Origin of the sequence: Butyrivibrio sp. YAB3001 (genome assembly GCF_900112195.1) — a bacterium.
GTDB lineage: Bacteria > Bacillota > Clostridia > Lachnospirales > Lachnospiraceae > Butyrivibrio.
On record NZ_FOKR01000003.1, the window covers coordinates 1 to 22,489 of the forward strand.

A 22,489-nucleotide genomic window follows, 5' to 3' on the forward strand; every position below is an offset into this window, starting at 1 on the left:
GCAATTGTGAGCACAAAAGCAACTGTTATTATACTATGCAGCTATATTATCATTCAAGATTTTTTCGCTAATGATACAATGTCTGATTCACATTTCATACCATTTTAAAATTTCATCTTGCCAAAATAATAATGAAAATGGTATACTCATTTTCGTGCTCCATTCAGAGCAGGATGTCACATTCGTGACATAGTCAGCGATTTCGCTGCATTTTCCAATTTTTTTTGAAAGGATTTTTAATGAACAAAAGTAAACTCAACAATCGTTCCTATCAGAACGCAACAGGAACAATCGAATTCTCACTCACCAGTGATCTGGTTCTTCACTACGTAATGCAGCAGTCAAAACGCGCATTGATACGGCTTGTATGCTCTCTCAAGGGTATAAAGATTTCAGACGTGCTCGACATTAAGGTTGAAAACCCAATTGACCTTAATTCCCTAAAAAAAGAAACAGTCATGGATTTAAAGCTTCTGCTTAATAATGGAGAAATACTGAACATTGAACTACAGATGTATACAGATAAATACTGGATTCCAAGGTCTGTACTTTACCTATGCAGAGCCTATGATTGCATAAAAGAAGGTGATAATTACTCCCTTTTAAAGCCTACAACACATTTTTGTATAACCAACCAGGATTTATTCCTTGACAGTCCGGAATTCTATTCAAAATTTATGCTACTGAACACAAAGACATTTAAACCTTATACTAAAAATATAGCTCTTAACGTGCTACAATTAAATCACACAGAACTTGCAACTGATGATGATATTGCTAACGACCTTGTTTATTGGGCCAAGTTATTTAATGCCACGACATGGGAAGAATTTAGAGTTCTTGCCAAGGATAATGAAGCTATCGAGGAGGTGGGGAACTTGATTTATACAATAAATACTGATGATCAGACCAGGGAAATTCTGGAAGGACAGCGACGTTATCGCGAACAGAGTGCTTCGCAGTACGTTGCCGGATATACTGACGCGGAAGAAAAGCTCAACCCCATTATTGAGGAGCAAGGCAAAATGTTAGCAGATAATGCTGATACAATGGCTAAGCAGAAAGAAACTATTGCCCAAAAGAATGAAACAATTGCTCAGAAGGATCAGACAATTGCCGATATGAACGCAACTATCACTAATAAAGATCAGACCATTTCTGATATGAACGCAACTATCACTAATAAATATCAGACCATTTCTGATATGAACGCAATTTTACAGAAGTACAAAGAAAAATATGGTGAACTATGATTTTTCCAAATAAAATCACTCGATGATTATCAAAAAAACGTACCGGCGAATCGGTGGTTATCACCCAATACTCGCTGGTACGTTTTTATTTAAAATTATTAAAAGAGTGTGTCAAGTTAAGTGTGTAAGTTTTTTTATTTTATTAAGGTTAACAAAGGTATTACTTTGATACCCTTGTTTTAATGTCTTCGATGATTTCCAAGACTTTGTTTTCTGTACGGATAATCTCATTTTCATCAATGGCAGTCTCTGGAAGATGGTCTACGACAAATCCAGATACCTTAAGAGATAAATTTGAAAAAATCCTATTACAAACAGCATATGAAGAGCCTGCGATAATGCTGATAACATCAGCTAATTCAAGCTTTTTTAAAACCAACTGTATAAGCAGATCATCAGCATTGATCAGAGAGCCTAATAATTCAGTATTGCTTGTATAAGGTTGTTTTTCTTTATTCTGCAAATGCCAGTCACTGATTTTTCGTTTAAGTAGTGCATTTCTATCTAGCAGTTCATCGATAGACACATCAAAGTATTCAGATAAAGTGCAGAGCATTTCTATGTCTGGGATAGCATTTCCACTTTCCCATTTGGAAATGGTACTCTCTGAGACACCGATGTCGCTTGCCAAAGCCGCCTGTGTTATGTTGTGAGATTTTCTTAGCTCTTTTAGTCTGTATTTTAAAACTTCCTCAACCATATGAATACCTCTCATAACTCAAGTATAACCTATATTTTTCAGTGTTTCACTTGATTTGTATTCATTTTTCTTTCTTATAATGAATTACTAAGCGGTAACCCGATGGTGGCGATGCCAAATGCTATTTTTATCTGCCAATCACTGCTGCTTTTACAAACTTGGTTATATCATCAACAGCTTTTTCAACTGTCAGCAAGTCACCATTAATACTTTTTTTGCCGAACTTTTTGGCGGACAAGAAAAGTATATCTGGGTTACTCTCTGTTTGATAAGCCAGTGCTTTTATAAAATTTTCTTCATTAGTATTGCTGAGAACAATACAGCGTTTAGGAACATGTAGATACGCACCAAGAATTTCTGGTCTGCATTGAAAATAACACTGGCTACGTTCATTAAAAATAAAGTAATTCGCACATGGGTAATCACAGTAGTTAGGCAAAATAAAATAGGCCACATCGCTTTGAGTAATTGTTTCTAAAAGTTTGAATTCCATGTCATCAATATATGCGCAAGCTTCACGCTCTTTGAAACACTCATAATTGCATCTGCCACATGCACGAATTTCAAACTCTGAAAAATCATACAACACCGACTCTGAATTCATTGTTTGAATCAGTTTCCCTATCTGAGCGCAGTTTCCGTTAGGCCTTGAACTGAATGATATTATTGTTGTTTTCATATGATGTATCCTTAATCATTTATTAGATTGTTAAGAGTAATAAGTAATTTAAAAGGGAAGACCAGCGGGATCTTTAAGAAACTCCTCATCAAGAATAAGACCACTACTTTCGGAGCAGTTATCATGTTTGTCCCCTCCATAATAATTTAGCGCAAATTTACGGGCTTCATCAGGGGACATTCCTTGGGGCGAGTGCAGATGTATTCTTCATCTTGATAAACTTCATCGATGGTGCTCCTTAATAAGCATTATCAGTATTTTTCGTAACGCATAATACGTTTTTGTATAACTTCATCCATTGCAAGCTGGTTTCTGACAAGCGCCCAGTTGAATACCGGACGATTATTCCATTTCTTGTAAAGCTCAGTAATACGAAGGCACAAAGCTTTTAAAACAGAATCTTCGCTAGGGAATGATCCCTTCTTGGTGACTTTTCTGAAGCTGGAATTAACAGATTCAATGGCATTTGTCGTGCTATAAAGATATCGTCATAGCACGACTAACGCGATTAAAAGCCTGAATTCATGCTATCGCAGACTGAACAAGCAAAGAGCTGTATTTCCTAGCCCTCAGGCGCTGATGAAGGCTCTTTATCTTGCTACATTTGAGGTTACCAAGAAGTGGATCATGCCAATCAGAAACTGGGGTAGAGTTCGCGGTGAACTTTCAATCATGTATCCTGGCAGACTTTCAGATTAACGATTTAAACCTCTATCTCATTTGGAATAGATGTTATTCGTGCAAATAGCTATTATCGCCAAAGCTTAACTGGTACGTTTTATTATAATTATAAAAATGCTATTATATTTTAGCGTTATATGTGCATTACTTTTTAGTTACCTTTATAGTATATAATTCTCCCCAAATTGGAACATTATAAGTATAATTTGAATTTGTTATGATTATATAAGCTGTTTCTCCCTTTTTCATTTTTTTGGAAAATGTAGTCCTTGTCATCACGCTTTCTTTCTTTTTTAACTCATCCCCATCTTGATTATAGAAATACATATTCCAACCATAGCCTATACTTTCTCCTGTCGTATAACTGAATGTAAATCTATAAGTGCCATTTTCAGGCGCTTTGAACTGAAAATAATCCTCATCACTTCCATCCATTATTATTCCGGAATTATTCTTATTCAAAGCAAGTGCACTGGCTTTAACAAAATTATCATTTTTTTCCACTTCCATATATGGTGATTTTGTCTCAACAGCCCAGATCAAGTACTCATCATATTTATCAGCATATGTATTAGCGTATCCTCTTGTTTCAACTTTTAAATAGTATGTTGTCCCTTTTTTAAAGTTCAATTTAAATGTAGTTGTAACATTATCTATGAGACTATCTTCCCATAATAGTCTATTATTTGAATCATAAACATATAATGAAAGATGTCTATAATTCTTTTTTATTCTAGAGATATTGAACTGAACATAACCCTTTTCAGTAGACTTGTATTTATAATAATCTGAATTTGAATATGAATTATTTTCCACTCTTCCCTGAACATATTTCTTAACCGGAATTTTGGTGGCTGAATTAAAATTATGGTTCTTGCCTTTCACATCAGATATTTTTCCGGTAGGTTTTCCAGTTGCAGCATAGGAAGTTATGCTGTTACAGTTTAAAGAAATCAAAACAAACACAGACAACAGTAACAAAATTTTTTTTAGCTTTTTCATTCATTTTCTCCATTTCTATTAAAATACTCATTTTTCAATGATATTACTATACTTCTGCAAATGCTTTCCGGAATACAATAATCCAATCAGCACCTGAACATCCTTCTTTTTCCTCTTTACTCAACCCATGCTGAGTCCAATATTTTCTGTCTATATGTGCTGATAATTTTTACCATTGCATCTGACAACTGAATATTGTACTGAGTCTCGGGATCCCAGAAATTTATTGAATAATGATATCCATTTTTATGATCTATCTCACCATATAGCTCATCTTCAGGAGCATCACTATTCTCATAAACTGAATCGCTACATTTTTCAGCTTGGCACAGATATTCGTTGTTCATCCCCATACCTGTAACATAATATGCTTTATTTACAAGTCCGGAATTATAAAGTGGTTCTTTGGTTGTTACTTCAAGCTCACTTGGAAGATAAAAATGTATACCAAATTCTTCATCAACATATTCTTTAACGCTGATGTCTCCCCAGATTTCCGTAGTGCTATCAGATGAGTCTTCTTCAGCCTCGTCTGTATCATCTGATTCAGCATTATTATCTACTGAATTATCATCAACTATATAGTTTTCATGATTCAAACCTAAATCCTCGTAAGATACACCACTTGAAACAAAGGACATTTCAACAGAATCACATTCTCCAGTAGATAAATCGATATAAAAATGATAGTTGTATATATACGGATAATAACAAGTTTGAAAATACTCTCTGCTAAAACCATATTCAGATACTACACTCAAATCATACCCCGAATGTCCTTGAAGTCCTGTCCAATCGCTGTATGTCCATGTATTCGGTCTACTTCCTGCTCCGAAGGGAGTAATAGAATCTCCGATATACTCACTTCCATTCTCATACCCTTCAAAGAGTGATTCTATATTATCGAAATTGATATCTTTACCATCACTTCTTATACCACCAGCATAATAAACTGTTCCTGGATAATTCCATGATTGAATATAGTTTAGACGACAATCATCAATTTTGATCTTTGCATTACCATAATCAATAGTATTTGCAAAATGAAATACCAAATAGTTTTTTCCGTCAAGCTTTAAGGTAATACGTTCCTGTTCCGGAACATATTTATCGTATTCTTCCCATTCATACCTACTTGCTTCGCTGCTTTCGTTTATTATTTTGTTCACATCAGCAAATGTCATTGAATGAAGCTGAAAAATCATATCTTTTCCAACTTGCACTTTTCCATCTGTATATGACGCATTTATTATCTCTGGAAGTGGCTCAAAATCAGATGAATACATATTTTCATCAGTTTCGTTACCAGTTTGTTCCTCTGAATTTAAATCCTTTTCAAGCTCAGAAGCAATCTCATTTAGAACTTCTTTATCTTCATCAGTTAATTCATTCTCAAAAAACTCATTGATTTCTTTCTCTGTCTGATCAACCTTATTATTACCTCCACAGGCAGATAAAAGCATAAGAGACATGCTCATTATGCACGTAATTAAAATTCTTTTTTTCATATTATTTATCCAATGTGTTCCCACACACTAATCCTTTCATATTCGATTTATTAACTTATTAAAATTATTCATTGTTAGCACTGAAAAAATACTGAGAATCAGGATGATCTCCTACTCCTGCATAATCACCAAGATTCCAAGTAAATGTCTCTTCTGAGTATTTATCCATCATTTCATTCAAATATTTCTTGTCAAAATAGCCAACATAATATGCAGCGCCATTATATGATTCAGGGCAAATAAGTGTTTCGGTGAATGTATAGACATTATTAGCATAGTCATATAATGGTTCATCCTTGTAATAAATATCAAATGTTTTTCCATCAGATGTTATTTGACGTGGCAATGAAAAGTCTATATTTCCATTTTCATCAGCCACGCTGTGAAAAATAGCACCAGTATCCCGATCAAAAACTATATCACGCCAACTAATCTCGGCATCAGTTTTTTGACTTGTATCAAGAACCAACTTGAAAACAACTTTCTTCATTCCGGGCTCAACATCATCTGTTGATTCGGATATCGAAACGCTAAATGGTACATCTACCATACCTGTATCAACTTCGCCATCATTCTGAGAAGTATGTAATATATAATTTCCTTGCTCCGAAATTGTAAAACCATTTTCATTAAACCAACTATTCTTATTTAATCCACATGCTGTAACCAAGCATATACATGCGGTAATCATTGTTATAACTGTTCTTTTCACCTTTATATCCTCTACTTCAAACATTTTCTTGAACAATATCTACTTTCTTATATCGTCTAGTAGCTCGACATCCTGCAATCAAGCAGCAAATACAAGCTATCAACGCAGCACCACCAATAATAGTAGTTTTATTGAGAGCGGAAATTTCTGGGGAAGAATAATACTTTCCAGCACTTCTCCGCAAGTAATGCAGCTAATAGTCTGCTCACCTTCAGAAAAAGCTCTAGGCTTCTTTGAAATCACAGCTTCTCCTTCAGAATGGCCAAGTGCCGGAATACTTTCCTTATATGAATCTCCACATGTAGTACATGTGTAAGTATCAGTTCCGTCAGCAATACAGGTTGGATCCACAGTTACTTTTTCGTAACTGTGTCCTACTGCAGGAAGCACCTCTTCATAAGAATCTCCGCAGACTGAGCATGTGAATGTATCAAAACCTTCTGATATACATGTTGACTCAGTTGTAGTCTTTTCATAAGCATGGTCGATAGGACCTGATATTTCCTCAGTTTTGGTCTTGCCAGTAAGTGAATTCTTGTACTCTACAGTAGTTCCTTTAGTGCAAGTAGCCTCTGTCCTTGAGGCTTCCTCCCAGGCTGCATCTATCTGCTCTTGAGTATACTTGGGAGTTTTCTTCTTATATGGATTTGCTTCAGGCGGTAAGCCAAGACTTTCCAATACCTGAGGGATTCCGACTGCAATATGTTCTTCACTCCATCCCTGTTCTCTGAGCCATTGGATACAATTGTTCAGACGTACATATGGATCATCCGGAATTTCATATTCACTATAAATAACTGGAGCGCCAGGGCTACATTCCTGAACTTTAACCCATCCTTTTTTTGCTTGAACATTTAATGCAGGACAGATAACCAATGCGCAACAAATACATGCTAAACACGATAATACTTTCAATGAATTCTTTTTCATTACATTATTCCCTATAATTCTCACAACACACAAACAACATTACGCTTCTGCCAAATACTTCCTGGCGTTGAAATATCCCATCAGTACATGAATACCTGTTATTGCTACTCCAACCATTAGAACGAATACATAAGCTGTAACTATATACGAAATAACCGCTCCCCAGAAGCAATAACCCAAAACGCAAGCTGCTATGATTGAATGGAAATCTTTACCCATTTTCCATCCCTTCTTCGCAGAGTAAGGTATCAATTTAAGAAGATACATTATCTTATCAATGCCAATCAGCCACCAGATCAAAGCTATTAGAGCAACCAGTATCACTGCCCAAATTGATGATTCAGAAAATTCTATCTTACCAATCAAAAATATAGGTGCAAAGGAAAGTGCAAAAGCAATTACAATCTTAATCAGCCTCTTCACAAAACCATCAACATACTCCTGTGCCATTGCATTACTTGTTATTTCTTTTCCAATAATCTTTCTCATTTTTGTAAACCTCTTTCTATGAACTAAAACAATAATTACTTGATGAAAATATCTTAGCTCATCCTCGAGGTCGTTTTTTTAAGTAAACTTTACAATTTAAAATTTCAAAGTTTTCTCCACTCCTCTTTTGCTAAAAATAAAAATCTACTCCATTCACAATATAAATCCTGTGCATCTTTTTTTAACTTATCCAGACTAAGTAACAGAGTAAATTCAATTACAGTTATCCAAAACAAGCATCTCGGAGCATCTACATAAAAATAATCAGTTCCATGAATGATATCTGAAAATAGAATGCACGTCCCCCCAATATTCCATGCTTCTATTGCAAGTATTGATAAAAGGTATGTCATATCAATTTTTCGAAACAAATATAAACATCGATATATCTTTCTGTTACGTATGCATAGGGAAGCTGCCTTTATGCATACCACAAATCCCAAAACTGCACTTTCGGTCAGCCATGGCTGATATTCTCCCATTCCACTTATTGCCCCTTTAGCAATGAGCAATATTCCAAAAATAACATAACTCCAAATGTGCTTAACCTGCATCCCATACCATGGCCTGACCATGATACCCACTATCATCCCGATAATATCTCTCATTTTCTTAGGACGGTCTGCAGGATGGTAGCTGCACATTTTTCTAAGTATCATATACAAGTAATCATCATCTTCACTATCGTTTACAGGCTTTTCTAAAACATAATCTTCCTGATATTGCAATTCTAAGTTTGGACTATAATTACTCGATCCAATCTTAACCAATTGATTTCGAAGAATATAAATAGCCATGCCAAGTGAATAGATATCTGCAGCAGCATCAAATTTCCTTACAGTGCAGTTATAAACCTCCGGAGCGACATATCCATTCGTATACCCCGCAACTTTTGCGACTCCAAATTCAGTTTGTACTGCACTTCCGAAATCGCCCAACTTATATATTTTATGCACTTTGTCATAAAATATGTTTTCCAGCTTTATGTCTCCATGTAATATTTTGCGTTTGTGTGCTGCTTCAACCGCACATGCAGTGTCATAAAAAAGCTTCATTACCTCTTCATTAGTTTTACTGATAAGCTCATTATTAAAACACTTTATCTTACCGGACTCATCTTTATATATGACCGGTTGAAGTTTTTCCATACGAATAAATGCAAGAGTAATACAGTTACAGTCATATTTAAATTCATCTTTAGCTGACTCTTTCTGCATTATTTGTGTCTTTGTAACCTGTCCATCTTCATTGAGCCACAGCTTAAGACAAACAGCTTCATAGATCTTAACTACATTTTTACATTGCCTTGCAACCTCTTGTTGCAACATAGTTTCTCGATGGATTCCTATGTAATCAGCAAAGTCTTTAAAGCCAATTACTTTTATTACTCCTTCACATTTTCCATCACGGCGTCTATAGCAATCGAATACATAGCCCGATCCGCCTTCACCTAATTCTTTATTTTGATTCGAAAAAAATATAGAGCTATTCGTAAACGGCAACTGCATTTTATCCAGTTGCCATAATATTTCCTCTATTTCTTTTTTTGTCCAGCTCGTATCCATTTGTATAAATCCCTAATCAAACAAACGATCATTGTCAACATACCGCACAATCGAAAGAAATACTCAACATAATCTCTGTGAAGTATGCTCTTTCTGGCACCATAATACTCAGGGCTTCGAAATAGTATCACCATCAATATCAATGGCAATAAGTACCTGAACAATCGATAGTAAAATAATAGAATTATATTTCCCTGTTTGAACTTTATGCGGTAATTCATCAATCTCTGTATCAAAATAATCAATATAGTAACAATAAAAAAATAAACTGCTTTCGGAACATAGTGCGTAAACGTATATTCAAGAGGAATGGCCAGAAGTGCTCCCGGCACAACAGCAATCATTACAGAAGGAGTCAATGACAATATACAAACATATATTGCAACCATTATTCCTTCGTAATTATGATGCGCATAACCATCCCACGTTATTCTTGCCACCTCTGCCAGCAATACAACAAACAGCGGCATCATCAAAGCCACATACAGTATTTCCTTTTTTCTATAATCAATCTTGTTACGATGCTTCTCTTCAATCAAAAGTAATCGCTTTGAATTCTCATTTTGTAAAGCGTTTGACTGAATATTAGGCTGTTCTCTCAGATTCTTTATATTTGAGTTATCTTTGCAAATCGTTTCTTCGTCTATACAAACTGTCTCTTCATTATCATTATGCTCAACATCAACATCTGTAATCATTTCTTCATGATGTTTCAAACCATTAATTTCAACCATTACCGCTTCCATGGAAGGATAACGATCATTTAAATCAAATGCACAGAGAGTACGAATGATACAAGCCATCTGCTCAGATGCATTCACCGGAGCCGGCAATATAAAATCATTTTCATATTGTCTTCCTGAAGGATGATAACCATTTGATCCAGGAAATCGAAGTTCATTAAGCAGAACATACAAACACATTCCAAAGGAATATATATCTGCCATTTCGTTGTAATATGCCTTATTCATAGTATTCAGCACTTCAGGTGCCACATACCCCGCAGAGCCCAATCGTGTCATTGTGCGATTTGTAATCTGAACTGTAGCAATACCAAAATCCCCCAATTTGTAGCACATATTCTTTTCATCCCAAAAGATATTTTCAAGCTTCACATCGCGATGCAAAATTCCTATACTATGCGCAACCATCAATGCCTTAGAAATATCCCCAGCCATCTTTATTACGCCTTCTTCTGTGGTCAATTCCTCACGCCTTATTGCAGCTTTATGAAACTTATTGATATACATAATTGGTTCCAGCTTTTCCATTAGGATCATCTGTAAATGAATATGTGCATTATTGCTTTCAGCATCGTTCAGTAATACTTTTTCTATATTGCCTTCGTAATCAAGAATTATCCTATATTCTACTGCCGCAATAATACTTACTACATTGTCACTTGCAGCACTTACCTGACTTTGCAAATTTATCTCAGCTTTAAAATCACGGCTTGGAGCTGCATCCATGAATATTACTTTTAATGCATATTTCCGCTCTTCATTAGAGTCCTGCTCCATCTGATATATTCGTGATGAACCACCTTGCCCAAGAATAATAGGTTTCTTGTCTACATATGAAAGATGATATCCAGAAAATAAAAAGCCCCTATTATTTAGTTGTGACAGCACGTCATCAAGATAGCTTTCCGTTCCCACCTTTTCTCCTCAAATCTCCATAAACTCCACTTTTCCGGTTATATAGACATAGTCACCCAGATATATAGCGCGCCCGCTTTTACTATCCACTAATAAACCACATGTTGGATTCTGAAATCTGTCTGTTATCCCATCACACTTTATCGCAAAGCAATCAGTATTCTTTGCATCAATAGTTCTCCAATCTCCATCAAATGACTTATCAAAAAAGAAAGATACCACATTGGCATTGCTTTCCATATCATAGACAGAACCGCCAAACACAAGACAGTCCTTGTCACTTAGCATAATAGGGCGTTTTCTTCCCCCATATCCGCTTCGAATGTAATTTGCGTTGTATGCAGTTCGCCTCTCATCACTTTCATTAAAGAAAAACCAATATCCATCAATATTTGCAAACATACCATGCCTGCGACTTATAGTTGGCAAATATAGTTTAATATCCGGATCATTTCCTGCTGATGGGCGCCCAATCTTCCATTGGGCACGGTTATCTAATTTATATACATGCGTTAATCCGTTTTCAATTACCAAAAGGGTATGCTCTTTTATCATATTATTCTTCCTCATCCACCCTTGTTATTTCATTAAAAAACCGCTCTATTTCCGGATATTTACGATATTTGTTCAAAATATCATACGCATAGTTAAGCAGTGCATATTGGGAGACCTCACCATCTTCATCCGGATCATATAGGCCTTCTAAATCTGCACTCTCCGTAATAAAAATGATCAAAGCTTCAAAAACATTCTTCGCATATAGTTCTTTCATGTGGGCTCTGCGAAGCATCTCATCAATATCTACGCGATACATATTTAAATGAATTCCTAATGAAATTATCTTTTCTCTCGTTGGAATCCATTTCCTATTTTGGATTTCTGAAACAGCTCTTTTAAGTGATGCTGACCACTTCTGTTCATCAGCAATACCATAAATGGGTGAATTCGCATACATTCCATCAATTCCAAAAAGCCCGGATTTTTCACTATCCTCCGCCCCATAAAACAATGCATGGACATAGGCATATAGACGATGATAAGTATTCTTAAATGTTCCAATATTCTCTGAAATGAATTTTACCAGCTCAACCTCAGCCTCAATATCTGAGACCATTGCCCCGAAGTATTCAGTATCTATTTCCACTTCTTCCGGAGAATTATCTGTAATACTCTTCTCTAATTCGCCAAGTATCCTTCTATACTGTTCACAACGCTTCTCGTTATATGTATTGATTACGAACAAACAAACACAGTCGGAAAGAATTTTCGGATACAATTCCTGATAAAATCCGTACTTAGTTAGTAACTCATTTATTTGATTCAGATCGTATCCGGCAACCAATCCAATGCGAATCATATTCTCCCTAGATGGAATAATTCCCTTTAGCCACGAGTCAAGTGTTGGCCTGGAACATCCAATTACTGCTGCCAGTGAAGTTTTTGAATACTTTGCTTTTTTTAATAACTGTCCCTTCAGTAAATCATCGAATACTTCTTTACTCTTTTTCTCCCAACGAGACTTCTGCTCGTAAAGATTAGAGATTATTTCATCCAGATTCATCAAGTCATCACAGCTTTCCAGCATGGATGAAACTATTTCTGTATATTCATAATTATTTTCGTTACTCATCATAACTTTCCTGGCTTGAGCCATCATCCGAATTCATGTCTTCGTCTTCTGTAGATGTTGTAGGTCCAAAAGTAGTTGAACTATCAAATCTGATAACCGGCATATTGTTATTGAAATATTTACCAACTGTAAACAAAAGCAATAAAAGCACCATTACAAAAACAGTCTTCCATTTACGCTCTTTTTTCTTTTTGTTAACAGCATTAATGAGTTTTTTTACATTTGTGCTTTCCAGATTAAGATCTTCTATATATCTTTGTGCAATATTTAATTTATCCAGATCATAGGGGTAATGGTCAGTATAAGCACTGGATAAAATTCTCTTTGCTTCTTTGACCTTTTCATCATTATCCCCTGGGCTATCTATGAATTGTTGCAGTGAATCTGCTCCTTTGGGGATACTTCTGTATACTCCGATACCATTTATCCTTGCGTATCCTTTCCAGAAGGTTCCAACAGGATCATTCATTTTTTCCAGCTTGCACGCATATTTATATCCTTCGCTTCTTTCCTCCTGGCTCTTTCGTGGCTTTATATAATACTCTGCAAGTTCTGCAAAACCTACCCTGTTATTCATTGCAACAAGTTGTTTCATATTGTAGAGATAGTTATTATCATCCTTGATATTCTTGTAAAATAAACCGAGCTTTTCCAGGTTATATTCTTCCCCGCCGTTTCTTATTTCCAAAGCTTTAAGAAGCGCTGATTTATCTTTTACTGTTCTGACCATTGAATCTATCTTCTGATCCAATGTAGCAAACTGCATCTGATCAATATTAAAATTGTCAGATGCTGCCGGCATTTCTTCCATATCTGCTCCAAGCATTCGTTCAGTGCCCAGATCTATGCTATCAAAGTCAAAATCAACCGCAAGGCTCAGGTCATATCTATAATATTCACTGCCAGTTAATTTGATAGCAAAGGAAAAAATCAAAGCAAAATTTTCTTTTTCTCTAATCTTTTCTACTTCAACATCTATATTGGTAATTTCTCTCGGAGAACAAACTATTGTCTCTTCCACTTTTAATGGATCATGATCCATCTTGGCAAGAACAACATTATCTCCATATGTAATCTTTCCTTTGCGAAAAGAAATAGTATCCGCCAGATTATTGCATAACACAAACTTAAGCATTCCCTTTTCATAATCTAAGCTCGAAAGTACAATTTTGTATGATTGCTGTTCATCTACAACAAAGTCTTTTATATTTTCTTCGACAGTATATTTCATGTCACACTGAACCTCTCATATTGCTACAATCATCAGAAATCACCTGTATTACAATAGGCTCGCTAAGATAGTAATGTTTATTGGCATACTTTTCTTTAATATCTTTTCTTGACCTATAAAATGAATGCAAAACACTTGCCAGAATAACGATTAGAATAAACTCTGCTGACACACAGAAGCCGCCTAACAGAAGCACGAACCACAAAGATGCAATTATGGCCAACATCTTTAAAACTCCAAATACAGAAGGAGTAATGTATGCAAATTCTATCTTATCTACCAGATTAGCGAATAAATTCCCGAACTGGCTTTCAAAAAAGCGAGTAATAGGTGCATTACTTTCAATGTTTTTTTCAATAACAACAGTGCAAAAGCCAACAGCCCCAAGAAAAAAAGCAACGATACTCCATACATATCCCATCTTCTGGGCAAATTTATAACAGGGATAAAGTCCCAAAATAAGTGCTATAGCCAGCATAAAATCATCCTTTCAAACAAGCATTCCATTAAAATCTTCAACCAACTTATCAATATTTGTAATATTCTTTTCACCTATGTACCTGGTAATAACAGTACCTGCAGGAATACGAGATTTATATTTTTCATTGTCAAAAGAAAAAACAACCTCAACTGAAATATCAAGTCTGTTTGCCAGATATGGCAAAAGCTCATGGAGCATTTTTTCTCCATATGTAGCCTCATCTACCGTTATAGTCGCATTCTTTTTGGCACTTACTATACTGTCTCTTAATTGTTTAAAATATTCTACTCTTCCCATATTCATAGCCCTTTAAAACTCAACATCAGTTAAATCTTCTCCAATTATCTGATTTAACTCAGTTTCAGAAACTTCACTTAGATCGGAATACATACCTGCTATACGCTTATGCTGGTTTCTGACTATTTTCTCATATAAGTTTCTTACATCACGGCCATTGGCAAATCTGTCTGTTTTCTGCGCACAGTATCTGTTAATCTTTTCTTTTGCAGCATCTTTACAGCTGGGAGTAGGTATAAAACCGGCTTTTTTGCATGTATAGTTAAATATTTTCAGCATTTCTTCAGGTGTATAATCCTCAAAATGAATAAATGTATTAAAACGGGATTTTAATCCGGGATTTGATGATAAAAATTTATCCATCTTACCTGTATACCCGGCAACTATCACTATAAGTTTGTCTCTATTATCCTCCATGGATTTGAGTAAAATATTTATTACTTCACGACCATAATCATTGCTACTTTCTGTATCAGACAGCGCATACGCTTCATCGATAAAAAGAATTCCGCCCATAGCCTGATTGAGAATTTCTTTTGTGTTTCTCTCTGATTGCCCAATATACGCGCCAACCAGCTTTGACCTGTCTGCTTCAACCAGCTGGCCCTTTGCAAGTATTCCCATTTTCTTATATATCTGGGCCAGCAGCCTTGCCACAGTCGTTTTACCTGTTCCAGGATTTCCTGTAAAAACCATATGAAGAGACATATCAGAGTTTTCCATACCTCTGCGCTCTCGTTCTTTCCTGACCTTTAATAGCTCAAGCATTTCCTGAACATTGGCTTTTACACCATCAAGTCCAATCATTTCATTCAATTCTTTAATGAGATCTTCCAAGTTTTTTTCTCTTTCCTGTTCAGGCTTCTTTTCTTCCTTCAAGTACCAAAACTTTTCAAAAATGGATTTATTATCGATTCCCTTGTAGTTCACATTCCTACTCTTTACATATTCTTCAAGTGCAAAATATGTAGTTTTTATGCACTCTTCACGTTTTTCACCATTTTGTCTTTCAAGGCATATGAAACAATCAAGAATAGTCATGTATTCTTTAAAGAAAATAGTTGTAAACTCATCATGTCTGTTATTATCCATCTTTAAAGCAAGTAAAACGCAGTATGGAATATCCTCCAGGCTCCCCGTAACATCCTTGGAGATATTCTCATAATTTGCTCTGCATACTCCCTTTATGAATTTTCTATAGCCCTCAACCCCCTGGGTAAGCTCATCTTTGTTGTTTATAATATGTTCAACAAAAAACATCTCAGAACCAGAAAGCTCATCCTCATAACTTGATGTGATCTCAACCAACTTCTTTTGAAGTTGAAGATCAAAAATAGCTGCCAGGCTAAGATTATCCAATCCTTGTGGCTTAATTATCTGATTCTCGTAATCAATACAAAACCCCAAAAGTTCATTATATGCATCATATGCTGCATTAAATATTTTTTCCTGTCGACCTTCTAACACTTTTTACCTCATTTCTTTAAATCCTGATATCCGCCTGATCGTTTTGTTCTTCTTTTTTAGAATCGTCACGTATTTCTAAACCTTTTAAGCTATTTAAAGCATTTTTCAAGCCTTCTTTATCTTCATTTAATATGGCCTCATATGCTTTTTGGTTCCAATAATTCGCCTTTTGTTCATCTTTATATCTGGCATTTTTATTGTCTTTATAAAACCTATAATATTCCTCTTTCTGCCACTCAAAGCTTGACCAGAAAACTTTGTTGTTTAATTCATTGATCTTATTAAAAAAGTGCTCTCTTATTGAATCATTTTTCTCAGCCAGATATCTGTTTTTCAAATTTTCAAAAGTTTTCCTGTCACTCTCGTTTCCATATTGAGCTATATTTTTTTCTACCTGTGATATTCTTTGTAATTCCTGTTTATTCTGTGTGTTTTCCTTGGTATCACGCTCTTTTTTTATGATTTCCGATTCAAGTTTACGAAGATTATCTAAAAGATTCTGCGCATCATCATTATCAAATTGATCATCTAATTCTTCAGATTTTTGCTTAATCTTCTCTAACTTCTCAGAAAAATCATCCACTTCATTTCCTTCATTTTTAAGTTTCTCGATTTTTCCTTTGGCATGCTGTATCTCATCTCTGGCCTTTTCTATTTCTTTCGAAAAACTGGTATATTGCGTCTGGCCACCCATTATCTTTTCTTCAGTCAAAATAAAATCAAACTTAGGGATATATGCCGAAACAGTAACTACCCTGCTTATATCAACATCTATAGTAATCTCTACCTCTTCGCCTTCAATCAGCGCTCTTGGTAAATCCTTTGAGTTCACTTTTATATCACCAATCAGATGATTAGCCTCGGGATTGTATGTATCTTCTCCTTCATATACTTTTAATGTAAATACATCCTCTTCTTTGGGATTCAAAGTTTTGTTTAGTCTGTAGTTTCCACGTCCTGTACTTGGAAGTCTTGTATTTTTCCTTAATAACCAGTCAACTATATTTCCCGAGCCATCTGCGGTCATGATTCCCATATTGAAAGGAAGTGGTGGTGCTGCAAGCTTTAATCCCCCACCATAAGTAATAGTAATTGGCTGAACATTAAGTCCAACAACTGTTCCAGTACTATCTATAGCACTCATAACATAGGTATTCTCACCATTTGCGTTATAAATACTTACCTCATATTCAAATACTCCTGCATCTATATCCAGAAGTTCTAACCAGCCACCTTGCCATAAACCGTTTTCTCTTGAGCTAAACTTTATTTTATCTACAGATCCCGGAATATAATTGGTTAATCTTCCAATAATAGAAACGTTATTTTCAATAGTACTTTCATCATATTCAAACTCCGCTCCTATGACGTCACCATTATTCTGATAGTCTGCATCAAGATCATCCGCAGTTTCAATATAATTCTGAGATGCGAACATAGCCGCACCCATAGCTACAACTGTCATTGGGTCACAAGAACAATCAAGATCAACTTTAAATTCCTCCTTGAGTTTTTCACGAACCAAAGGAATATATGTTGAACCACCTACAAGTATTATCTTTGTAATATCGCTATCCTTTAAATGTGCTCCTATAAGTGCATCTCTTGCTATATCAATAGTTTCATCAACTATTTCCTCGATTGCTTCATCAAACTGTCTGCGTGTTATTTCAAGTTCAAACTCAATTTCTTCATCGTTATCATCTTTCACATCAAACAATTCAAATATAGACTGCTCGATTTTTGATAACTCTATCTTGCATTTTTCAATTTCAAATAAAGCCTTAGCTTTAGCCTGACCATTAAGGTCTTTTACGATTTGATATTTATCCTTAATTGCGGGAAGAACTATTTTTTCATAGATAGCCCTATCTATATCCTTTCCTCCCATTCTGTTATTACCCTTATTATTTATAGCAGCCAATTCACCATTTTTAGTTGACACTACAGCAACATCCAAAGTTCCTCCGCCGTAATCAAAAACAAGCCAGTTTTCTCCGACATCACTTGCCTTAGCGCCATAAGCAACTGCAGCCGCAACCGGCTCCTGTAAAAGTATCACTTGCTCAAATCCGGCTAAGCCTGCTGCTTCCTTGGTAGCCTTTATCTGTAATTCCTGAAATGCCGCAGGAACTGTGATTACTGAAGTGGAAACGCCTTTACCGATTCTTGCCTCCACATCTCTTTTTACAACTTTTAATACTTCTGCAGATAATTCAATCGGAGTCATCTTTTTTCCTGATTCCGGAAATTCATAAACTGTATCAGTTCCCATGTCTCTTTTGAACTCTTTTTTTACAAAACGTCCATCCGGATATGTATAAGCTCTCTGTCCTACAGTTATCCTTCCGGTCCTGCTTACCTGCACTACTGAAGGTGTAACATACATCCTGTCTGTATTATTCTCAATGACCTCAGGTTTATTTTCTTCATTCATTATTGCTATACAGGAATTTGTTGTTCCTAAATCTATTCCACACTCGTATTTAGCTTTCATCAGTCACATTCTCCTTCATTAAAAGCACTTTGCCAAAATGTACTATTGTCTCTCCTAGAAGTATTGTCGGCTCAATAGTCTGCTCAATAATTGCCTTGTCACAGTTGAGATATTCATCCTCATCGGCAACAGAAACAGGCAGACCTATATCATATAGCTGGCCATCATATCCAATAAGCTGTACTCCCTGTTCATTCAGATAACGCTCAATTTTTCTAAGTGAACTATAGGCAGAAGTTTTCTTATCTACTTCAGTCTTATCAACCCATCGTTTTAATCGCCAATAAGCAAGCGCCAGTTCTACAATTTCCATAATTTGATCACCCCATAATGTTATTACCGGTTATAAGCTTTGCTGCCTCTTCTGCACCGGATTCTGTACCATCATTTTTAATCGTATAAACCCAGGTATTTCTAAGTAGATTTTTCTTATATCCGGCTGTTTTTAGTATATTTTCGATATCTGCCTCTGCCTTGCACGGAAGCGATACTTCCAAGGCATTACGCCCTCTGTTTCTAAGAGCGGTACTGTTCTGAACTCTTGGCACATATTCTTTTATATCGCCTGTACGATACTCAATCATTTGTTCTTTATTATTTATATTGAACTTTATAGACACACCTTCAAAAAGAACAGGAACATATCCTCCAAACATATCTTTGTCTTTAACTGACAGTTTTAATTCAAAATAATCCTTATCTGTCCCGGTCAAAAATGCTTTAGGAAAACATGTTTTAATGCTGTGTAATTCTTTAGACTGTATATCCGTTTTCCTGGATTCACCTACATTATTGCCATCACCACAAAAAATCTGTGATTCCAAAATTACAGGAACCGTATTTCTATTTGTAGCCCAGAGAACTATTTCAACTTCTTCCATGTCATTTATCCTGATGTCCTTGAAATATACAGAGCATTGAGAATTCTTCAAAACAATCGGGTTTCCAAGCAAGTCATAACTACTATATCCATGCAGCGTAAATGAATTAGTTGCATTCTCATCAAGCCATTTTATTGCACTCTTAACCCCCAGATCAGCTGCATATTTGATATACTTTATTCCTTTTTCTTCATCCTTAGGCACACCCTGTCCTTCATAGGTAAGCTTTCCCAATAAATAAGCACAATCAGGGTCTGAATTGCAGCCTTTAGAAAGATAAAATACAGCCTTCTTATAATCCTTCTCAACGCCAATACCGTTGTAATAGCATTTGGCAATATGGTAGCAACTTTGGATATTTTTCCCCTTATAGGCTTTCATAAGCCAATACCAGCCAACGACGTAATCTTTTTTACAATTAGAACTAAGGATTTTCTTCCCTACATTTAGCTGTTCGTCTTTATCCGTCAAATAACTGCCATATGCAGAAAATGCACGGTCAATTTCTTTCTGAAAAATATCTATGCCTTCTGAATCACCATAAATATCAAGTGATAAGAACATATATACCATAGAGTTATAGTAATTTTCTTTTTGTGAAGATTCTAAAGAATTATAGAGCAAATATGCTTTTTTCATGACATCTGCCATCTGTTTTATATCACTGATTTTCTCATAGTAATCAAAAAGCTTTCTATAACCGATAAACTCATTTCTTCTTATCAGCTCATCAAATACACTTTTGGCATCTTCAACTCTGTTGTTATCAAAATAGTATTCTGCCTTTTGGCACAGTTCATCTACACTAAAGTATTCCAGTGGTGTATCCAGATATTCAATACCAAATCCTTGCGTCCAGTTGTCTTTATATTCCGGAAAAAGCAAAAAGTAATAGCAAAATAATTTTGAATAAAAATATGCTGCTTCCTTCTCAAATGAAAAATTTGCTGCATCCTGAAGCTTTACTCTACAATAATTTATATATGCTAATACAGTATTTCTGACTGAATCTTTTATAATATCATTAGCTATATGATTCTCTATATATTCATATGTATTCCAGTTATGTGCATCATATTCAGAGAGTACTCTCAGCAGTTCTTTTGCATCTTCTACAGGTATTTCTACATACCTTCCACTGTATATTGCTTGGATACCATCATTAACCTTTTTCACATCTACTATCGATTCTTCCGCCCACCTTGTTATGCCATTTGTAATGTGGTTCAAAAGAGCTTCAGTAACTGTATTATAAGAATCAGTTGAATCCAAAAGATTATATACATTGCACATTTCTTCAATAGAAAGGGCATTTATGGCACTTGAGCATATTCTGATCATTTCATTTGAAAGACCATTTAGATCAGCTCCAAAATCAAGCAATTCTTTTATTTTTTCATTATTGCCCTGAAGCGTGTTTTTGATATAAGAAAAGATTCTTATCCATCCGTTACTATCAGAAAATGAAGCATCTTCAACTAAAAGATATAAAAAATGCAGGAGAAATATGTCATATTCATCCGAATCTTTTAACTCAGTCTCCTTAATGTCCTTCCAGTTGTCACTTAACTTGTAAGACTTTTCCCCATATTCAACTTCTGCTTTTGAAAACCATAGCCATCTATAACTATTATTTGCGATTCTATCAAAAGCAACCTGTATCGTTGATTGCGATCTTTCGGGATTCTCAATTTCCCCCAGATTGAATTCAGTTTTATATGAAGACGCCACCTTTAATTGCGCAAATCTTTGTATTTTTTTTACCACGCCTGACGCTTCACTCTCTGTAGCCAGGCTACTAACCCCAAGTACAAAATAAGGATTGTCCTGCAATAATGCTTTTGCACCGGCAGGAAGCATACTGATCTGAAAGTCCATCTCTTCTCTCCTAAAAAACTAATGTTGCGCTCTTGTTACATAAAAATGCATAAAAAAAACGATGCTAACGCATCGCTATCTACAAAAATGCAACTGGCTGTCCTTTCGGACCCTATAGCTTTGCGTCACCAGATTTCTCTGGCTTTGCCAAATATAATTATTTTATATCATTCAATAAAGCATAAATAATTACTCGTCAAAAAGCGAATGTCATTATACAACATAAACCAAATAAAGTCCACATATTTTTTATAATTTGGTTTCAAAAATTTGACCAAAATTTTATAGACATTTTATAAACCATGTAGTATAATCACTATCGCTTTTGTAAAAACATATATCCATTTTTGTTTTTTTGATTAAATGTCATAGGGCAAAATTAGAGAAATCTAATGACGCAAAGCTATAGGGTCCGAGAGGACAGCCAGTTGCACCTTACTTGATAGCGATGCGTATGTATCGCTATTTTTTTGCTCCATTGTACAAAAAAGCAAAGAAAGCATGAAGACAGAAAACTCCAAAATGCATAAATTTAGGAATATGAGGTAACCATGCAAGCTACTGAAACTTGTAAAAAGAGAGCATTTCATACTTTTTTTCACATTTTGGAAATAGTCGTCGCAGTATTTCTATATACGGTATTCTTTACAATTACAGGAAAGGGAATTCCTTGCATATTTCGTTTGATCACAGGATTAAAATGTCCCGGGTGCGGCATGACACATGCGCTATCTGAAATACTTCAGGGGAATATCAGGAATGCATTATCATATAATGCCCTATCTGTAACTATCTGCCCTATAATTGGTTTTTATCTTTTATATAAAGAAATCAATTACATCAAAACCGGGGATAAAGAATTAGGCATCATAGAAATACTGGGTCTGATTGTCTGTTTCTTGGTCGTAACCTGGTACTTTTTGTACCGTAACAATTTTATCTAGGGAGAA

At 35.4% G+C, this 22,489-nt stretch carries 20 protein-coding genes, 2 pseudogenes and 2 riboswitches; of the genes and pseudogenes, 3 read left to right on the forward strand and 19 right to left on the reverse strand.

The genetic code is table 11. From position 1 onward, the window contains the following. The first annotated feature begins 239 nt into the window (after positions 1 to 239). Complete coding sequence (locus BM086_RS03505) at positions 240 to 1,253, forward strand: PD-(D/E)XK nuclease family transposase (RefSeq protein WP_092323545.1); 1,014 nt, start codon at positions 240 to 242, stop codon at positions 1,251 to 1,253. Between the two features lie 160 nt (positions 1,254 to 1,413). Here the strand turns inward: BM086_RS03505 and BM086_RS03510 are convergent, their stop codons facing one another. The 3 genes and pseudogenes from BM086_RS03510 to BM086_RS22030 form a co-directional block, all read right to left on the reverse strand. After that, positions 1,414 to 1,953, reverse strand: coding sequence for a helix-turn-helix domain-containing protein (locus tag BM086_RS03510; protein ID WP_175560083.1), 540 nt, complete (start codon positions 1,951 to 1,953; stop codon positions 1,414 to 1,416). A 127-nt stretch (positions 1,954 to 2,080) separates the two neighbouring features. Continuing rightward, a complete protein-coding gene (locus tag BM086_RS03515) occupies positions 2,081 to 2,632 on the reverse strand; it encodes a hypothetical protein (protein WP_092323552.1) in 552 nt (183 codons plus the stop codon). A gap of 251 nt (positions 2,633 to 2,883) precedes the next feature. Beyond that, a pseudogene (locus tag BM086_RS22030) lies at positions 2,884 to 3,120 on the reverse strand (transposase); the annotation flags it as partial. A gap of 7 nt (positions 3,121 to 3,127) precedes the next feature. Between BM086_RS22030 and BM086_RS03520 the strand changes: the two are divergent. Continuing rightward, positions 3,128 to 3,331, forward strand: a pseudogene (locus tag BM086_RS03520) (transposase); the annotation flags it as partial. 126 nt (positions 3,332 to 3,457) lie between these two features. Here BM086_RS03520 and BM086_RS03525 read toward each other — a convergent pair. The 16 genes from BM086_RS03525 to BM086_RS03600 all read right to left on the reverse strand — a co-directional run bounded on the left by BM086_RS03525 (position 3,458) and on the right by BM086_RS03600 (position 21,539). Continuing rightward, positions 3,458 to 4,315 carry a hypothetical protein gene (locus tag BM086_RS03525; protein ID WP_092323555.1) on the reverse strand — a complete coding sequence of 286 codons (858 nt, stop codon included), beginning with the start codon at positions 4,313 to 4,315 and terminating at the stop codon, positions 3,458 to 3,460. 116 nt (positions 4,316 to 4,431) lie between these two features. Continuing rightward, positions 4,432 to 5,823 carry a hypothetical protein gene (locus BM086_RS03530; RefSeq protein ID WP_141107690.1) on the reverse strand — a complete coding sequence of 464 codons (1,392 nt, stop codon included), beginning with the start codon at positions 5,821 to 5,823 and terminating at the stop codon, positions 4,432 to 4,434. A gap of 64 nt (positions 5,824 to 5,887) precedes the next feature. Then, positions 5,888 to 6,535 (reverse strand): hypothetical protein, encoded by a 648-nt coding sequence (locus BM086_RS03535; RefSeq protein ID WP_141107691.1) that lies wholly within the window; start codon positions 6,533 to 6,535, stop codon positions 5,888 to 5,890. 99 nt (positions 6,536 to 6,634) lie between these two features. Further along, the gene (locus BM086_RS03540; RefSeq protein WP_092323564.1) at positions 6,635 to 7,465 is read right to left on the reverse strand and encodes a hypothetical protein; all 831 of its coding nucleotides are present in this window, start codon (positions 7,463 to 7,465) and stop codon (positions 6,635 to 6,637) included. Between the two features lie 39 nt (positions 7,466 to 7,504). After that, a complete protein-coding gene (locus BM086_RS03545; RefSeq protein ID WP_092323567.1) occupies positions 7,505 to 7,954 on the reverse strand; it encodes a hypothetical protein in 450 nt (149 codons plus the stop codon). Between the two features lie 104 nt (positions 7,955 to 8,058). Further along, a complete protein-coding gene (locus BM086_RS03550) occupies positions 8,059 to 9,519 on the reverse strand; it encodes a protein kinase domain-containing protein (RefSeq protein ID WP_092323570.1) in 1,461 nt (486 codons plus the stop codon). Continuing rightward, the gene (locus BM086_RS03555) at positions 9,489 to 11,177 is read right to left on the reverse strand and encodes a serine/threonine protein kinase (protein ID WP_092323573.1); all 1,689 of its coding nucleotides are present in this window, start codon (positions 11,175 to 11,177) and stop codon (positions 9,489 to 9,491) included. Before BM086_RS03555 ends, BM086_RS03550 begins: the two co-directional genes overlap by 31 nt. Positions 11,178 to 11,186: 9 nt before the next feature. Continuing rightward, a complete protein-coding gene (locus tag BM086_RS03560; protein ID WP_092323576.1) occupies positions 11,187 to 11,732 on the reverse strand; it encodes an FHA domain-containing protein in 546 nt (181 codons plus the stop codon). A 1-nt stretch (position 11,733) separates the two neighbouring features. Next, positions 11,734 to 12,807, reverse strand: coding sequence for a helix-turn-helix domain-containing protein (locus BM086_RS03565; RefSeq protein ID WP_092323579.1), 1,074 nt, complete (start codon positions 12,805 to 12,807; stop codon positions 11,734 to 11,736). Continuing rightward, entirely contained in the window at positions 12,800 to 14,038 is a 1,239-nt protein-coding gene (locus tag BM086_RS03570) for a hypothetical protein (RefSeq protein ID WP_092323582.1), read from the reverse strand. Before BM086_RS03570 ends, BM086_RS03565 begins: the two co-directional genes overlap by 8 nt. A 1-nt stretch (position 14,039) precedes the next feature. Beyond that, a complete protein-coding gene (locus BM086_RS03575) occupies positions 14,040 to 14,516 on the reverse strand; it encodes a hypothetical protein (RefSeq protein WP_092323584.1) in 477 nt (158 codons plus the stop codon). A 12-nt stretch (positions 14,517 to 14,528) separates the two neighbouring features. Beyond that, positions 14,529 to 14,816: a hypothetical protein gene (locus BM086_RS03580; protein ID WP_141107692.1), complete on the reverse strand. Its 288-nt coding sequence runs from the start codon at positions 14,814 to 14,816 to the stop codon at positions 14,529 to 14,531. 12 nt (positions 14,817 to 14,828) lie between these two features. Beyond that, complete coding sequence (locus tag BM086_RS03585; RefSeq protein WP_092323590.1) at positions 14,829 to 16,283, reverse strand: AAA family ATPase; 1,455 nt, start codon at positions 16,281 to 16,283, stop codon at positions 14,829 to 14,831. Between the two features lie 16 nt (positions 16,284 to 16,299). Further along, positions 16,300 to 18,780 (reverse strand): Hsp70 family protein, encoded by a 2,481-nt coding sequence (locus BM086_RS03590; protein ID WP_092323593.1) that lies wholly within the window; start codon positions 18,778 to 18,780, stop codon positions 16,300 to 16,302. Continuing rightward, complete coding sequence (locus BM086_RS03595; RefSeq protein WP_092323595.1) at positions 18,770 to 19,093, reverse strand: hypothetical protein; 324 nt, start codon at positions 19,091 to 19,093, stop codon at positions 18,770 to 18,772. Before BM086_RS03595 ends, BM086_RS03590 begins: the two co-directional genes overlap by 11 nt. Before the next feature lie 7 nt (positions 19,094 to 19,100). Next, positions 19,101 to 21,539 (reverse strand): tetratricopeptide repeat protein, encoded by a 2,439-nt coding sequence (locus BM086_RS03600; protein ID WP_092323598.1) that lies wholly within the window; start codon positions 21,537 to 21,539, stop codon positions 19,101 to 19,103. Between the two features lie 85 nt (positions 21,540 to 21,624). Beyond that, a riboswitch (cyclic di-GMP riboswitch) is annotated at positions 21,625 to 21,698 on the reverse strand. A 203-nt stretch (positions 21,699 to 21,901) separates the two neighbouring features. Next, positions 21,902 to 21,975: riboswitch (cyclic di-GMP riboswitch) on the forward strand. Between the two features lie 115 nt (positions 21,976 to 22,090). Between BM086_RS03600 and BM086_RS22035 the strand changes: the two genes are divergently transcribed. Further along, complete coding sequence (locus BM086_RS22035; protein ID WP_092323600.1) at positions 22,091 to 22,483, forward strand: DUF2752 domain-containing protein; 393 nt, start codon at positions 22,091 to 22,093, stop codon at positions 22,481 to 22,483. The last annotated feature ends 6 nt before the right edge of the window (positions 22,484 to 22,489 follow it).

Bases quoted from the DNA above. Each gene is read 5' to 3' on its own strand.
- BM086_RS03590 (WP_092323593.1), bottom strand. From the start codon at position 18,780: ATGAAAGCTAAATACGAGTGTGGAATAGATTTAGGAACAACAAATTCC.
- BM086_RS03575 (WP_092323584.1), bottom strand. From the start codon at position 14,516: ATGCTGGCTATAGCACTTATTTTGGGACTTTATCCCTGTTATAAATTT.
- BM086_RS03580 (WP_141107692.1), bottom strand. From the start codon at position 14,816: ATGGGAAGAGTAGAATATTTTAAACAATTAAGAGACAGTATAGTAAGT.
- BM086_RS03545 (WP_092323567.1), bottom strand. From the start codon at position 7,954: ATGAGAAAGATTATTGGAAAAGAAATAACAAGTAATGCAATGGCACAG.
- BM086_RS03550 (WP_092323570.1), bottom strand. From the start codon at position 9,519: ATGGATACGAGCTGGACAAAAAAAGAAATAGAGGAAATATTATGGCAA.
- BM086_RS03595 (WP_092323595.1), bottom strand. From the start codon at position 19,093: ATGGAAATTGTAGAACTGGCGCTTGCTTATTGGCGATTAAAACGATGG.
- BM086_RS03565 (WP_092323579.1), bottom strand. From the start codon at position 12,807: ATGAGTAACGAAAATAATTATGAATATACAGAAATAGTTTCATCCATG.
- BM086_RS03505 (WP_092323545.1), top strand. From the start codon at position 240: ATGAACAAAAGTAAACTCAACAATCGTTCCTATCAGAACGCAACAGGA.
- BM086_RS03570 (WP_092323582.1), bottom strand. From the start codon at position 14,038: ATGAAATATACTGTCGAAGAAAATATAAAAGACTTTGTTGTAGATGAA.
- BM086_RS03510 (WP_175560083.1), bottom strand. From the start codon at position 1,953: ATGGTTGAGGAAGTTTTAAAATACAGACTAAAAGAGCTAAGAAAATCT.
- BM086_RS03540 (WP_092323564.1), bottom strand. From the start codon at position 7,465: ATGAAAAAGAATTCATTGAAAGTATTATCGTGTTTAGCATGTATTTGT.
- BM086_RS03515 (WP_092323552.1), bottom strand. From the start codon at position 2,632: ATGAAAACAACAATAATATCATTCAGTTCAAGGCCTAACGGAAACTGC.
- BM086_RS03560 (WP_092323576.1), bottom strand. From the start codon at position 11,732: ATGATAAAAGAGCATACCCTTTTGGTAATTGAAAACGGATTAACGCAT.
- BM086_RS03525 (WP_092323555.1), bottom strand. From the start codon at position 4,315: ATGAAAAAGCTAAAAAAAATTTTGTTACTGTTGTCTGTGTTTGTTTTG.
- BM086_RS03530 (WP_141107690.1), bottom strand. From the start codon at position 5,823: ATGAAAAAAAGAATTTTAATTACGTGCATAATGAGCATGTCTCTTATG.
- BM086_RS22035 (WP_092323600.1), top strand. From the start codon at position 22,091: ATGCAAGCTACTGAAACTTGTAAAAAGAGAGCATTTCATACTTTTTTT.
- BM086_RS03600 (WP_092323598.1), bottom strand. From the start codon at position 21,539: ATGGACTTTCAGATCAGTATGCTTCCTGCCGGTGCAAAAGCATTATTG.